Below are 15,244 nucleotides of genomic sequence, written 5' to 3'. Positions count from 1 at the left end.
TCACCTCTCTGTGGATGGGAAGCTCTCCGTGGGGCGGAAGCGGGGAAAGAGCCTCTCCGCGTTGGCGCGATTGACCGCGGCCCATTCCGGCGGGTCGAACTGCGCGAGGCGAGCCACTCCCTCACCGTTCGAGGCGCCAAAGTTCTCCGGCATGAACGGGTAGTCGGAGCCGACCAAGATCCGTTCGACGTTGGCGAAGAGCCGGAGTGAGGCGAACGAGTGCCGGCCACCACACATCGCCACGTCGAAATACAACCGTCGGAGCGCGGCGATCGGATCGTCGGGGAGGCGGGCGGCGAGCTCGCCGTTGATGATCGAGCCATAGGTGAGCCGGTCGGCGTAGTAGCTGATCCCACCACCGCCATGCGGCAGGATCATCGGCAGGTCAGGGAATCGTTCCAGGGTGCCGTTGTAGAGAAGCTGGGCGGCCAGCCGCACCGACTCGAACGGGAACTCGTAGAGGGAGAGCGGCAGGCCGAAGGTGGGCTGACCGACCGAGGGCGGAACTCCCGGGTGGATGAAGATCGGTGTGCGCCGCCGCTCGGCCTCGGCCAGCAGCGGATCGAGCCGACGGTCCCCGACGTAGATACCGTCGTAGTTGGTCAGCAGCCCGAGCCCGTCGAGGCCGAGCACGTCGATCGCGTACACGAACTCCTCGACGCAGTCGTCGAGGTGCGGGAACGGCAGCACCGCGAACGCGCCGAAACGGCCAGCGCCGTCGGCCACGAATTCGGCGAGATACTCGTTCAGTCGGCGCGCGAAAGCGCGGGATCGGGAACGCTCCAGCATCGGCACGCCCGGCCACAGGTTGACCACGGCCGCGCGTATTCCCTGCCGATCCATCATGGCGAGGCTGCTGGCGACGCTCCAGGACGGCCGATCGACACCGGAAAGCACGGCGACGCCGCCCATATCGCGGACTTCTGCGCTGTAAAAGTCCGGAATGATGTGGTGGTGCACGTCGATGGCATCCATCCACGGCGATCCGGTCGACTCGTTGTCGGGGTTGACGTCCACATTCGAATTCTTGCTATCGCACATGTCCCTGCCAAGGACGCCGGAGCTAATGTGTCACCTCTCTTTCGACTGTTGCTCGGGCGGTCCGGGTGCCATACATTAAGCGACAGAATCCGCGCCCGTCCGTATCGCTTTCGTCGACGGGCTCCGGCGAAGGAATGGATTTGGTGAATGCTCACATTTCCACGAGGCGAACGGCCGGTCGGCGTGCTCGGCACCGGCTCGTACCTGCCGGGCAGGGTGGTGACCAACGCCGAGGCGGCCGAGCACGCCGGCGTGACCGGCGACTGGGTGTTCGAGAAGACGGCGATCCGGGAACGGCGATGGGCCAAGGCCGACGAGGCGACCTCTGACCTCGCGATCAGCGCCGCGCGAATGGCCCTCGCGGATGCCGGCATCGACGCCGCGGACCTGGCGCTCGTCGTCGTGGCCACCTCGACCCCGGATTCCCCGCAACCCCCCACCGCCAGCATCGTCGCGAGCGAGATCGGCGCTGGCCGCGGCACGGTCGCGTTTGATGTCAACGCGGTGTGCAGCGGCTTCAGCTACGGCCTGGCCGTCGCCGAGCGGCTGGTGGCCGCGAATGGCGACCGCCCGGCGCTGGTGATCGGCGCCGACGTCTACTCGCGCATCCTGTCTCCGCGCGATCGCCGCACGACGGTCCTCTTCGGTGACGGGGCCGGAGCCGCGGTGATCGGCGTCGGCGCGGCGCACAGCATCCTTGCCACCCGGCTGGTCAGCTTCAGCGAGGCGCACGGCCTGGTCGGGGTGGCGGCCGGCGGCAGCCGCTTGCCGGCCTCGGAGCAAACCATGCGTGACGGCTCGCACTACTTCACCATGGACGGGCGCGGTGTACGCGACTTCATCGACGACCACGTAACCCCCGGCATCGCCGGGTTCCTGTCCGAGCACGGGATACGGCCGCAGGAGATCAGCCACCTGGTGTCACACCAGGCCAACGGACGGATCCTCGCCACCATGGCGGATCGGCTCGGAGTGTCGTTCGAGCGGTTCGCCACCACGTTGGGCGTCTACGGCAACACCGGGGCGGCGTCGGTACCGATCACCTACGACCAACTGCGCCGCTCCGGTGCGGTCCGCCCCGGTGACCTGCTACTCCTCGCCGCGTTTGGTGGCGGGATGACCATGGGGATAACTCTTCTGCAGGCGGCCCGGTAGAAGGAACTCGGGTACGGCGGGCGCCGCCGCGGTGAGCGCGGCGCCCGCCCACCGCTCAGGACGTACGCCGAAGGGCCGGTTCCGCGCAGCCCCGCGCCGCGAGGACGGTGTGCGCCGCCGAGGCCAGCGTGACGTGTCGGTGCCAGCCCCGGTACGAGCGACCGGTGAAGGCGCGCATACCCACCCGGTCACCGGTCATCTCCAGATCGTGTCCCACCCGTGGGACCAACGACGTCAGGCGGACCAGGTCAGCGAGGCCGACATCGCCGCGGCTGGTCAGCCACAACTGGCCGGGACCGGACCCGCCGGGCGCGCTGAGCTCGACCATGAGCAGTGGGTCGTGTGCCCGGGTGCTGGGCAACCGAACCGCGACGGTGCCGGCCAGCACCGGCGGATTCGCCGTCAGGCCAAAGACCGGCCGCCGGCTGTGCCGTGCCGCCGCCGCCAGGTCACCGGCGCACTCGGCGGCCGACCGCCCGGCGGCGACGAGGCGCAGACCGGCTGGGATGCGAATCAGCACCGGCGCGCCACTGGCGCGGAGCCGGCGGACCACCGTCCCGGCCTCCATCTCCCGTGCGTCGACCAGCACGAGGTCGTCCGCCGCAACGCTCAGTTCGAGATAGGTCTCCACGGTGCAGGCGCCCAGGGACTGCGCGACCATGTCGTCCGGGATGGCCGCGCGCCGCCGGCGGTGCTCGTCGGCCAGCCAGTCCTCGTTGAGGTGCAGACGCCAGTTGACCGGGGCGACGAAGTCGGGCGTGGCGGCCCAGAGGCCCACGGCGTGCTGCGCGTTGAGCGACTGTCCCAGGCCCGGCGAGTACTTCCGGCCTACCCCCACCGAGTGCGTCCCGGCCTTGCGGATTAACGTCGGGTGCAGCACCCAGGCCGACACGTTGGCAACCCGGGCGACATGGCGGGTGAGTGCCTGGCGGACCGGCATCCAGTCCCAGGTGGAATCGCTTACGAAATGGTGCAACGCCTGCTCCGCCGCGGGTTCTTCCGATATGGCGGCAATGTTGCGAATGGATTTGCGCCCACGGGTCAGGAGGAGCCCTCGGATGTATTCCGTGCCACGCCTGCGTTGGTCACTTCGCGGTAGTCCGGCCAAGATGTCCGTACACAAGTCCGTGACGTCGTCGTGCAGACGCATCCTGCCTCCTCGGGGCATCCAGCGGCGAACACAATGAGCTTGTAATGCGCAGCGGGGATGGTCGAGGTGCTGACAGCACCGCCTTTGAGGCAGCGGTGGTTGCCGGAGGCGCATCTCACGCGATGACGCCGGAGAGAGCGACTCGGACGGCGCTGAACCTGACATAATCGATTGCCGGCAAATGCTGAGGCCCGCCGGGGTCGTCCACGACGGGCCTTGTAGATCGGTCTCTCCTGGTGGAATCCACGTGATGCCCTGGTGACCGCAGCCGGCTGATCGCGCAGCGTCTACGCCGGTACAGGCGACCTGATGACCGCGGTCGACCTCCCCGCCCGGACCATCTCCCGGCTGATGGGCCTGGCTGGGCAGCCGACCGTCGCCCCGGCCGCTGCTGTCGCGGCAGCCGGGGCGATGCCGTTCACTTGCCGATGTGAAGCGCTTCCCGGACGAACATCTGGGCGAACGTCGGGGCGCCGGTGGTCGTGACCACGTCGATGAACTGACCGAGGTGATTGTCTTCGGTCGCCTCGCGAATCAGCAGGTCAGCCAGATCGATGCGGGACGTGAACCGGCCGGGCAGCCGGCGCGGCTCGGCGCGGTAGTCGGTGACGACGTCGCCGTCGAACAGACCGGCGGGACGGATCACCGTCCAGTCCAGGCCGCTCGCCCCGACCAGCTTCTCCATCCGGGCCATGTCGTCGTAGACGGTGCGGCCCATCCGGAGCAGGATCGGCGCGATGATCTTCTTGAAGGTGAACGTCTCACCCTCGGCGTGCTCGCCGGTGGTGCCGGTCGACGTCACGCAGACCAATCGGCGCAGGCCGTGGTCCTTCATCGCGGCGATGATGTTGGCCGCCCCCTGCGAGTAGACCCGCACCGTCTCCTTGGTGTACGGGACGCCGAGACTGGAAATGACCGCCTGCTGCCCCGCGATCACGGCGTCCACCGCGGCCGCGTCCAGCACATCCGTGCCGACCACCCGCAGCCCCGCTCCACTGATCGGGAAGGACTCCGGGCGGCGGGTCACCGCCGTGACGAGGTGTCCCCGAGCCAGTGCCATCTCCGTTGTCAGCCGGCCGGTCGGGCCGTTCGCGCCGAACACCACGAGTTTCATCGAACCTCACCTCTTCTTGACTACGTTCCTACCGATCGATGGTCCGGCCGGCCGGTCGTCCGGGCCACGACGACCGCGCCGAGTACGACGCCGGCCGCGACGGTCAGCGCCGTCGCGTAGCCGGTCACCGTCGCCTCATTCCGCGTCGGGGCGTCGGTGCCCGAGCCGATCAGCAGCGCCGCGGTGGTGCTCGTGGCGACGGTGTTGAACAGAGCGGTGCCCACCGCCGCCCCGACCTGCTGCACGGCGTTGTAGAGGCCCGACGCGACGCCGCTGCCGGCGGAGTCGGTGCCTGCGGTCACCTCGCTGGTCAGCGGGGTGAGCACAGAGCCAAGCCCCATCCCGGCGAGGATCTGTGCCGGCAGCAGGTAGAGCAGGAAGACATCGGGGGTGTCCGCCCGTGCCCGGGACAGGATCAGGATGCCGGCGCCGAGGGCCAGCAGGCCCGGCACGGTGATCACCCGGGTCGACACACGGCCGTGTAACAGTCCGGCGACCACCGCGCCGGCCACCGCGCCCACGCTCGTCACCACCAGGACCAGACCGGCCCGGACGGGGGAATACCCCAGCACCGTCTGGGTGAAGTAGGTCATGAACAGGTAGCAGCCGAACAGCGCCAGCTGTAGCAGGAAGACGGTGAGAAGGGCGCCGCCGCGCCGACGGTGAGCGACGATGCGCGGGGGCACCAGCGGGTCGCGGGACCGCCGTTCCACCACGACGAAGGCCGCGAGCAGTGCCCCGCCGGCCAGCAGCAGGACGAGCGTGTACGGGTCCGCCCAGCCGTGTGACGCCCCCGCGCTGAACCCGGCCACCACCGTGACCACCGACGCCACGCTCAGCAGGACCTCGGTGGCTGCTGGGAAGCGGCCGCCGGTGAGGCGCTCGCCCCGCGGCAGCGCACGAGCGCCGAACAGGCCGATCGGCACGATCACCAGGTTGATGAACAGGCACCAGCGCCAGCCCGCGTACTCGGTGAGCAGGCCGCCCGCGATCAGGCCGATGGCCGAGCCGGCCGCGCTCACCGCCGCGAACGCGCCGAAGGCCCGACCCCGCTCCCGCCCCTCGGCGAATATCGTGGAGAGCAACGCGAGCGCGGCCGGCGCGAGCAGGGCCGCGCAGCATCCCTGTAGTGCCCGCCCGGCGATGAGCGCCGGCGCGTTCGGCGCGGAACCGGCCAGGGCCGAGGCCACGGCGAAGCCGGCCAGCCCCCAGACCAGTGCCCTGGGGTGCCCGACGATGCCGCTGATCCGGCCGCCGGCCAGGAGCAGCGCGCCGAACGGCAGGACGTAGGCCGTGATCACCCACTGCCGGGCCCCGTCCGACATCTGGAGAGCGTCCTGCACGGACGGCAACGCGATGCTCACGATGGTCGAATCGAGCACGATCATCAATTGCGTCAGGCAGATCGTCGCCAGGATCCATCGCGAGCGGATCGCAGCCGGTGCCGCCGTGGTCACGTCGTTCACCTTTGTCGCACTCGCCCCCCCTGGCCGGGCTCGCGCAAGAGCCACTGGAACGCCGGTCGGGCACCAGAACGTTGTTCCGGTGCCCGACCAATGTACTACGCTCACCTCGAGAACGGTCAAGCGAGGGCTCGGAAGGCAGGTGACGCCATGGCCGGTCAGGCACGTCCCGGCAAGAGTGTGTGGCTCAGGACCACCTCCCCACGTCACCACAACCCGCCACTGAGCCTCACGCGCATCGCGACCGCCGCCGTCGAGCTACTCGATCGGGACGGCGTCGGTCAGCTCACCATGCGCCGGCTCGCCGAGCATCTGGGCGTGGGCACGACGACCCTGTACTGGCACCTCGATACCAAGGACGACGTGCTCGACCTGGCGGTCGACGCGGTGTTCGCCGAGTCGGCACCGAAGCAACACAGCGACGACTGGCGGGCGGACATCACCGCCCACCTCACCGACTGGCGCGAGACACTGCTGCGACACCCATGGTCGGCGGCGCTCCCCCTGCGGCAGCGTCCCGCCGTCGGCCCCGGCTTTTTGTCCTGGATGGAATTTCTCCAAGCCGCCCTGACCCGGGCCGGATTCAGCCACCGCGACGTGGCCGCGGCGAGCTGGGTCCTGTACAGCCATGTCCAGGGGTCCGCAGGCAGCCAGACCGCGCTGCGCTGGTCGGCCGAGGAACGTCAGGAGGGTCAGCGGTTACTGGACGACCAGCGTGCCCTCTACCCGACCCTGGTCGCGCAACAGCACCTGCTCGACGACGACTGGGCCGGAAACTTCCAGCTCGGGCTGGCGTACGTGCTGGACGGCCTCGCCGCCCGCATCCGCCCGCCCGGCAACCAGGCCCGATAAACGCCGGACCGGCCCGCACCATGTGCGGGCCGGTCCGGAACGGGAATCAGAGGTCGTACTTCTTCAGCACCTCGTGACCCACGTACTGGATCGCCGAGGTGGTCTGCTCCCGGCCGATCTTGAATGCGGTGGCCACCTCGACCAGACGCAGCGCCTGGTACTCGATCGCCGCGAGGTTGTCCTCGTGGACGTTGCTCGCCTCGTGCCGGGAAACGCTGCACGTGCCGTACGGGGCGCCGTTGTTCGGCAGCCCCAGCACCGCGACGCTGGAACCGTTGGGCACGATCAGCGAACCCCAGTGGCAGATGCAGTTGTGCAGAGCCAGGATGGCCGTCTGCGCGCCAGCGTGCGGCATCGAGCCGGACGCGAAAACGCTCACCACCTTGTTGGCCAGGTCACCCGGAATGGCAACCGGGCCGGAGTGGTCGATGAAGTCGATAATCTGCGGAGCCGGCAGGCCGAAGTGCACCGGCGTGCCAATCATGATGGCGTCAGCCGCCACCAGATCCGCCATGGTCGCCACCGGCACATCCGCCGTCTCGGCGTTGAGCTCGGCGTACGCCTTGCGGTCCAACACGATGGGATTGGGCAGGTCGGGAACCCTGTAGAGCTGCGCTTCGGCGCCAGCCTTCACCGCCGCGGCGGCCGCGGCCACGGCGAGCTGGTGGGTATTCCCGCTGCGGGAGTGGAAGACGATTGCCACCTTGATCACAGAACGCTCCTCACGGGTCGATGCGCCTGGGCATCGCACGGACCATCTATGGGCATCCTGTCGACCGCGACCGCGCCGACAAACGGCACGAACCTTAGTTAGTCACCTCCGGGCCGTTTCCGCCCCCGACCTGACACAACCGGGCCGCCACCGTTGACCGGCGCGTCCCGGTCCCGATGTGCTGCGACCCATGTCGAACGCACCCGAGAAGCCGCTCACCGCACCGGCCGATCCCGAGGAACTCGTGCCGCTGTTCGAGCACGCCTTCAACACCCGCAACCTCGACCTGCTCGAGGAACTCTTCGAGCCCGACGCGCTGCTGGTCCTGGCCCCCGGCGAGGTCCTGGCCGGCGACGAACGGCGCGCACGCAACCAGGAGAAGCTCCCGCACTTCCTGCCTATCAAGGTCGCCATCCGCCACCAGTACATCACCGGGGACATCGCCCTGCTGATCAACGACTACGTGCACGAGGGAACCACCCCGGATGGCAAGCACCTGCGTATCGAAGGCACCGCCGTCGATGTGCTCCGGCGCGGCGCCGATGGCGCCTGGCGCTGCCTTATCAGCAACCCGGCAGGCATCAAGACCGCGGGCGAACTCCCGCACTGACGACGCGGGTGGACCCTGCGGTGCCCAGCCCGGCCACCTGGCGGCGGCCTCTTACGCGATCCTTCGCCGGGAACGGCGCCGGTCCCGCGCCGCGCCGGCCCGCTGCCTTCCGGTGAACGGGCCCGCATCCGCACCGGCGAGTAGATCCGCCCGGCGCGCGGTCCTCATGCCGCCGCCGGGCCCTACGGATACGGAGAACAGGTATGACGAAGCTCCTGGTCGTCGTCGGCAGCATCCGCCCCGTCCGGGCTGCCGACCTGGTCCTGCCCTGGCTGGCGCGGCGGGTCAGCGCGCACGGTGGCTTCGAGGTCGAGATCGCCGATCTGCGGGACTGGGCGTTGCCGATGTTCGCCGAACACCTGGGTACGGTCGGCGACATCGACGACCCCACCTGCTCCGACCCGGTCCTGCGAGCCTGGAACACGAGGGTGCAGGAGGCCGACGCCTTCATCGTCATCACCCCGGAGTACCACCACAGTCTGCCCGGCAGCCTGAAGAACGCCATCGACAGCGTGTGGCCCGCATTCGGCTTCCGGAACAAGCCGGTGGCAGCCGTCGGCTACAGCGCTGGCATCGGGGGTGGCAGCCGGGCCGTCCAGCATCTGGCGCAGATCGTCATCGCGGCCGATGCCGTGCCGCTGCGCAGCACCGTGTTGCTGCCCTTCGTACAGACGGCCTTCACCGCAGCCGGGGAGCCGGTCGACCGCGCGACGGACGTCGGTCTGCGAATCATGCTCGACGACCTCGCCTGGTGGGCGACCGCGCTGAACAAGGCCCGCGCGGAAGGCGAACTCGCGCCTGGCCAGGCGCGCATGATGTCAGCGCTGACGTCGGCCTAGTGTCGTGCGCTGGGGCGACTGCGGATTCGGCGGCTCCGTCTCGCATTCGCTGTCGGCGATGCGTGACGCTGTTCGCTCGGCTGTCCGGGACAGTCCCGGACAGTCCGGTATACCCGCGGGCCATGCCGCCCCGCCCGAATGCCCGTGATGCTGCTGACGGCAATCGATCAGATGCCCTGCCGCAGTGGCCGACGGTGGAGCGCATTGCCGGACGCCGCCCGCGGGTCGTCGTCCTCGGCAACACCGACCCGTCGGTAACCGAATTGGGTAAAGGGCTGCTCGTGGGACGAGCCTTACCGGATCGGGTCCTGCCGGGCCGGGCTCGCTGACCATCGCGGTCACCGTACTCCTCAGCCTCGGCGGGGGTCTGGTCCTTCTCCTCTCAACGGTGCGACACCCCGAACGGCTGAAGCTCGTCGTGAGCGGGATCTGGGCCGTGGCCGGACCCGCACTGGCGTACCCGGTCGGCGCCTGGCAGGTGGTGCCGGCGCTGGTGTGGGCCGTCGGTGCTGGCCTGTCGGCAGCGGCACTGATCCTCGCGGGCACACGCTGGAATTCGGCCCGGACATACCATGGCCGCTGGGCGTGGCTACGCTGGCTGAGCGCCGGCCTGTCTGTCCTGGCGGCAGGCGCCGTAGTAGCCATTTTCGGCATTCGGTAGCCCGGCCACCGGCATGGGTGTTCACGAGGTCTCCGTGCAGATGTTCTTCTTCGTCGATGAAACATCTACCGGAGACCTCGCTATATCCGGATCACCAATACACCCTCAAAACACCAGCGCAGCGGCAACGACCAACGCCTCCGGTGTCACCGACTGTGGTCATAGTCAGCCTGTCCGCTCGATCGCCGCCGCGATCCGCGCGCGCAGTTCGGATGCCGGTATGACCGCATCGACCGAGCCGACCCGCACCGCGCGTTCGATGCTGTGCACCCTGTCGAATTCTGCAGCCAGGGCGGACAGGTGCTCAGCTCGCACAGCGGTGCGTAGGTCAGCGAGTTCAGTCACCAGGTCGGCGCGTTTCTCCGCAACATCACTGGCGGCGATGCGCTGCTCGAGCCCGCGAATGCGTGGATCGTCGGTGGTGCGGGCGTCGACGGTACGGGCGAAAACGACCGCGGCGGCGGGGGCGCCGCCGATGACCGAGGCGAACGAGCCCTCGACGGCGAGCACGGTCATGTTCGGATTGAGCGCCTTGGAGAACACCACAAACGCACCGCCGTGGTAGCGGGAAATGACACAGAACACCACCTTGCCATCGAAGTTGACGATGGCGCGGCCGATTTCGGCGCCGTACTCAAGTTGCAGCCGCCGCAGAGACTCCGGTGATCCATCGAACCCGGACAGGTTCGCCAGTATTACCACCGGACGGTTGCCGCTGGCGGTGTTGATCGCTCGCGCCACCTTCTTCGACGACAATGGGAAAAGCGTTCCGGCGGTGAAGGATTCGGGTCCGTCCGCAGGCGGGAAGCCATGCCGTGCGACCGGCGCGGACTCGATGCCGATCAGGCATACTGGCCAACCGTCGATGCGGGAGTCGGCCACGACCGCGGTCTCAGCCTCGGCCATGTCTGCCCAGCGTTCCACCAATGGGTGGTCCTGGTCCGAGACCGCCTGCAGCACCGCGCGAATCGCGAACGGCTTCTTTCGGTCCGGATTCGCGGTCGCGGAAAAGATGTCGCCGACGGTGGTGAAGTCACTGTCGGGGTAATAGTGCGGAAAGCCGGTGACGTCTCGGGTGACCGGGTCGATGGTCGACGCGCGGCGTGGTCCCCGCTCACCCTGGGTCACGTACGTGTGCGCGTAGTGGCTCAGCAGAACTTCCTGCGCCGCAGCCAGGGTCGGGACGAAGTACTGGGCCTGCCCGTTGGGTCCCATCACCCGGGCGTAGCCGCCGATGCCGAAGTTGTCCTCCGCCGAGACACCGCCGGAGAAATCGAGCGACTGCTTGCCGGTCAGCACCATCGCACCGGCGGGCGTCATCACCAGAATTCCCTTGGTGTGCATCAGCATCGTCGCCTCGGCGTTCCAGTACGGCTGAGCGCCGACGTTGATTCCGGCGACCACAATGTTGATCTCGCCGCCGTCCTGGGTGAACTGCACTATCCGACGCAGCGCCCGGGCCACCCAGTCCATGTTCTCGGTGCCGGAGTCCATCGAGATCCGTGCGCCCGCCGATATCGCATACCACTCCACCGGCATGCGTTCCCGCTCAGCGAGGTCCAGTGCCGCGACAATCCGGGCACACTCGGGTTCGGCCAGCGCGCCCAGCGCCCGATGGGGATCCCCGAACAGCGCGACGCGGCGTACGCCCTCGGGATACAGCGCGGTTGGCGTGGACACCAACCCGACCACGATGCCCGCGCGGTTGCGTCCGCGCGGCCGGTCCACCTGGACGAGAGACTCCCCTTCGAGGTCGAATTCGGTGAACTCGCCTCCGGGGCCGCGCACAAGGTCAATCAGCTCGTAGGGATACACCGCACCGCGCCGGCGCACCCGCAGCACCTTCTGGTCGTAGTCGTTCAGTGGCGCAACCGGTTCCGCCGGCGGGGTGTCGACCGAGACTTCGGTGCCACCGCTGAGGTCGTAGCAGAACCGGGTGACCTGGAATTCGTACGAGTCGTTGGGCTGGCGCACCCGCCCGTGCACCACCACGTCCTGGATGCCGGCCCGCACGATCTGCGGCGCGGTGGCGTGTAGCCAGTCCGCCAACTGCGCCGTGTCGACGTCGATGAACGGGCGAATGTCGAGCCAGACGTGGTTCAGATCGAGCCGGTCCCCTGCCGGGTCCAACTCGCGGCGCGCCTTGGCGACCGCCTCGGCGCAGACGCTGAGGACGGTCTCTGCACCACGTACGGCGATGACCGCCCCGTCGGAGTCGCGAACCGGTTCGAAGCGCCGCAACTGCGCCATGGCGACCAGTCGCTGATCGGTCGGATTGTCCTTGGCTACGGCGTGATACAGCAGCATGTCCGGCGGTGCGGGAAGCTGGTTCAGGTGGAAGTTGCGCAGCCGCCAGAGATGCAGCCGCCGCCCGATCAGCGGATGCACACCACGGATCACCGTGTCCTCCACCAGGCCCGCCGCGCGCCGCCGGAACGTGAAGTGTTCCAACGGCCCGCCGTCGGGAGGTGGCAACGCGACGCTGATACGGCGCGCATGCCGCGCCAGCCCGGCATGCCGCAGCGCGGCCAGCAGTTCGGCCGCCCGCTCCTCGACCGAGGCGGGCGCGTCCGGCCAGGCCAGCAGGAGGTCCGCCACCGGCACATGGTTGGCCGGTGCGGCGTCGAGCAAATCACGTAGCGTGCTCACCAATGTGCCGGACGCGCCATCGCGCAGGTCCGTCATCCGGCCTACGGTCGCGGCGCAGACTGTAGGCACGGCGTGGCGCGGGCGCAACTCAAGCCGGTAGTCGCAGACCACGAACGCCCGACCGGCCACAGTGAGGGTGCGTACCGCGCCCAGCCGTTGCTCACCGTAACGGCGGCGGCACAGCACCTCCAGCAATGGATCCACCGGGGCATAGGTGTCCTGGAGCAGCCTCGCTACCACGATGCGGTCCAGTGATTCCGGAATGTCGGCGATGGCCGCGATTCGCCGGGAGCGCTCGGGGGAATCCGGCATGTCGGCGAGCGCACGAAGCTCGTCGGGTACCCCGGCCAGCATCGCCGCCCGGGCACCCTCCGCCTCCGGGTGCAGATACCAGCGGAACACCACGCTACGGGCCAGATCGGCCAGCAGGGGCGAGCGGCCGGCGACGACTCTGATCAGCCGATCCAACGCGGGGCGGATACCGTCCTCGACCGGGCGCGGCTCACCAAGCCACACCTTCAACAGCTCCTGCACTACCCGGGAGCTGTCATTGAAGCGCCTGCAGGCCAGTACGATGCGATACACCGCCTGCTCCAGCTCAGGCGCGCGATCGACTTCCGTGACTCCGTAGCGGGCCAGGACGCTCTGCAGCGTGTGCCGGAAGCCCGGTGACAGTGCGCCTCGGTTCACGTCCAGGCTTTGCAGGTAGGTGTGCAGCTGTTCGTGGCGGCTGCGGTGCGACGACTCCTCCGGCTCCGGGGTGGACAGTTCGACGATGTCGCAGAACGACTCGATCAGGGCGGCTTCGCCGGCCAAAGGCGCGCCGTGTTCGGCCACCAGGCCACTACGGTCGCGCAGGTAGCGCGACAGCGCCGGATGCGGATCGTCCGCTCGATCGAAACCCAGTACCGCGCTGGACAATTCATTCAGCGTCAGCTGCGCGCGGAGGGCCGCAGAGTCGTCGGCAGACAATAGCGGCAGCATCAGGTCGACCGGATCGTGTCGCACTGTGTCGGCGTCTTCCCCTACTGGATCCAGTTGTGCCAGTAGCGTTCCCGTGTCGACCTGGCTGCCGACTGAGACCAGCAGCTTGCGCACCCGGGCGCCGAACGGCGCGGGTAGCACGGTCTCCATCTTCATGCTTTCCAGCACGAGCACCGGAGCGCCGGCGGCGATCTCGGCGCCTTCTGGAACCGGTGTGGCCACGACCAGCGCGGGTGCGGGTGCCCGCACCGCACCGCCCTCGTCCCGGCTGACCCGGTGCGCGACGCCGTCGACCTCGACGACGTGCACCGTGCCGTGAATCGCGGTGATGATCCGGTAGCTACGGTCGCCGACTGTCAGCCGGCTCGAGTACCGGTCTTGCCGTTCGATATCGGCGTCGAACGAAGTGTCGTCGATGCCGATCCGGTAGCGGTGCGCGCCGATGCGGGCAGCCGTCACCGGATAGCCGCGGCCTGCCAGTTTCACTTCGACGGCCCGGGCGGGTTCATCCAGAGTCTGCGGCCGTCCGCCGCGGCCGGTTTCCCATAAGCGGGTCCTGCGCGCCTGCTCCTCCTCGTCGTAGCTGGCGATGGCGGCGGCGGCCAGGGCGATGCCGATCTGCTGGATGGCAGTCAGTCCGCCCGCTGCCCGGACTCGATCCACCCAGCGGGTGTCGGCGGTGGCGTCGATGACCTCGGGGGCGTCCAGCAGCGACATCAGCAAGCTCTTGTTGGTGGCGCCGCCCTCGATGACGACGGTGGTCTCGGCGACCGCGCGGCGTAGCCGGGCCAGCGCCTCGTCGCGATCGCGACCGTAGGCAATGATCTTCGCGATCATCGAGTCGAAATCCGGTGGTATCTCGTCGCCTTCGACGATACCGGTGTCGATGCGCACGCCTGGTCCCCCAGGCCAGCGCAGCAGCTCAATACGGCCCGGCGCGGGCGCGAAGTCGCGGTCGGCGTCCTCGGCGTTGAGCCGCGCCTCGACGGCGTGCCCACGTTCGACCGGACGATCGCCGCGCAACGGCAGCCCGGCTGCCACCTCGATCTGTGCCTTGACCAGATCAATGCCGGTGGTCAGCTCGGTAACCGGGTGCTCGACCTGCAGTCGGGTGTTCACCTCGAGGAAGGCGAAGAGTTGCTCCTGCGGCTGGTACAGGAATTCGACCGTGCACGCGCCGCGGTAGCCGACGGCCAGAGCGAGCCGTTCGGCCGAATCCTTCACCGTCGCGATTTGTTCCTGGTTCAGCAGCGGTGAGGCTGACTCCTCGATGATCTTCTGGTTGCGCCGCTGCACGGTGCAGTCACGCACCCCCAGGGCCCAGGCGGTGCCGTGCGCGTCGGCAATCACCTGCACCTCGACGTGGCGGGCACCGGTGACCAGCCGCTCGAGGAACACCACCCCGTTGCCAAAGGCTCGCGTCGCCTCCTCGCTGGTGCGGGCGTAGGCATCGCGCAGTTCGTCGGACGATCTGACGATGCGGATGCCACGGCCGCCGCCACCGGCGGTTGCCTTGAGCATCATCGGATATCCGATCTCGGCCGCCTGCGCCAGGGCGGCGTCAAGCGACTGGACGGGTCCCCGGCTCCACGCCGCGACCGGGATGCCGACCTGCTCGGCCAGCAGCTTCGCACCGATCTTGTCGCCCAGTGCCCGCATCGCTTCCGCACTCGGGCCGATGAAGGTAACCCCGAGCCGGTCGCACAGTTCCACAAATGCGGGATCCTCGGCGACAAAACCCCAACCAGCCCAGGCGGCGTCGGCCCCGGTATCGGTCAGCGCCCGCTCCAGCACCGCCAGGTCCAGGTACGGACGTGCCGAGGCGGGACCAAGGCAGTATCGCTGGTCGGCCTCGCGCACGAAACCGGCGTGCCGTTCACCATCGGTGTACAGCGCAATGGTCTGGATCGGTTCGCGGTCGCGGTGTTCCGCATTGCACTCACGGACCGCGTGGATCAGGCGGCGAGCTGCCTCACCACGGTTGACGATGGCGATACGCGTGAACACGCCAGTC

10 protein-coding genes are annotated in these 15,244 nt (G+C 68.7%); 4 read left to right on the top strand and 6 right to left on the bottom strand.

Translation table 11 applies throughout. The annotated features are described in order from the left end of the window. Positions 1 to 1,017: an amidohydrolase family protein gene (locus AC5L30_RS10035; RefSeq protein WP_494866676.1), complete on the bottom strand. Its 1,017-nt coding sequence runs from the start codon at positions 1,015 to 1,017 to the stop codon at positions 1 to 3. Positions 1,018 to 1,188: 171 nt separating this feature from the next. Here AC5L30_RS10035 and AC5L30_RS10030 point away from each other — a divergent pair, with 171 nt between their 5' ends. Beyond that, the gene (locus AC5L30_RS10030) at positions 1,189 to 2,196 is read left to right on the top strand and encodes a 3-oxoacyl-ACP synthase III family protein (protein ID WP_494866675.1); all 1,008 of its coding nucleotides are present in this window, start codon (positions 1,189 to 1,191) and stop codon (positions 2,194 to 2,196) included. 55 nt (positions 2,197 to 2,251) lie between these two features. Here AC5L30_RS10030 and AC5L30_RS10025 read toward each other — a convergent pair whose 3' ends face one another. The 3 genes from AC5L30_RS10025 to AC5L30_RS10015 all read right to left on the bottom strand — a co-directional run bounded on the left by AC5L30_RS10025 (position 2,252) and on the right by AC5L30_RS10015 (position 5,917). After that, the gene (locus AC5L30_RS10025) at positions 2,252 to 3,346 is read right to left on the bottom strand and encodes an IS701 family transposase (RefSeq protein ID WP_494866673.1); all 1,095 of its coding nucleotides are present in this window, start codon (positions 3,344 to 3,346) and stop codon (positions 2,252 to 2,254) included. A 418-nt stretch (positions 3,347 to 3,764) separates the two neighbouring features. Continuing rightward, positions 3,765 to 4,460: an NAD(P)-dependent oxidoreductase gene (locus AC5L30_RS10020; RefSeq protein ID WP_494866672.1), complete on the bottom strand. Its 696-nt coding sequence runs from the start codon at positions 4,458 to 4,460 to the stop codon at positions 3,765 to 3,767. Positions 4,461 to 4,480: 20 nt separating this feature from the next. Further along, positions 4,481 to 5,917 (bottom strand): MFS transporter, encoded by a 1,437-nt coding sequence (locus AC5L30_RS10015; RefSeq protein WP_494866671.1) that lies wholly within the window; start codon positions 5,915 to 5,917, stop codon positions 4,481 to 4,483. Positions 5,918 to 6,073: 156 nt separating this feature from the next. Between AC5L30_RS10015 and AC5L30_RS10010 the strand changes: the two genes are divergently transcribed. Continuing rightward, on the top strand, positions 6,074 to 6,775 hold the full coding sequence (locus AC5L30_RS10010; protein ID WP_494866669.1) for a TetR/AcrR family transcriptional regulator: 702 nt from the start codon (positions 6,074 to 6,076) through the stop codon (positions 6,773 to 6,775). 46 nt (positions 6,776 to 6,821) lie between these two features. Here AC5L30_RS10010 and AC5L30_RS10005 read toward each other — a convergent pair whose 3' ends face one another. Continuing rightward, a complete protein-coding gene (locus AC5L30_RS10005) occupies positions 6,822 to 7,487 on the bottom strand; it encodes a flavodoxin family protein (protein WP_494866667.1) in 666 nt (221 codons plus the stop codon). A 190-nt stretch (positions 7,488 to 7,677) separates the two neighbouring features. On the opposite strand from AC5L30_RS10005, the gene AC5L30_RS10000 reads away from it, so the two are divergent. After that, positions 7,678 to 8,097, top strand: coding sequence for a YybH family protein (locus AC5L30_RS10000; protein WP_357252435.1), 420 nt, complete (start codon positions 7,678 to 7,680; stop codon positions 8,095 to 8,097). A 203-nt stretch (positions 8,098 to 8,300) separates the two neighbouring features. Next, a complete protein-coding gene (locus AC5L30_RS09995; protein WP_494866665.1) occupies positions 8,301 to 8,936 on the top strand; it encodes an NADPH-dependent FMN reductase in 636 nt (211 codons plus the stop codon). Between the two features lie 826 nt (positions 8,937 to 9,762). On the opposite strand, the gene AC5L30_RS09990 is transcribed toward AC5L30_RS09995, so the two are convergent. Then, the gene (locus tag AC5L30_RS09990) at positions 9,763 to 15,237 is read right to left on the bottom strand and encodes an ATP-binding protein (protein ID WP_494866664.1); all 5,475 of its coding nucleotides are present in this window, start codon (positions 15,235 to 15,237) and stop codon (positions 9,763 to 9,765) included. Between the last annotated feature and the right edge of the window lie 7 nt (positions 15,238 to 15,244).

The organism is Micromonospora sp. BQ32 (assembly GCF_059358895.1).
This window is presented reverse-complemented; position numbering and strand designations above follow the sequence as displayed.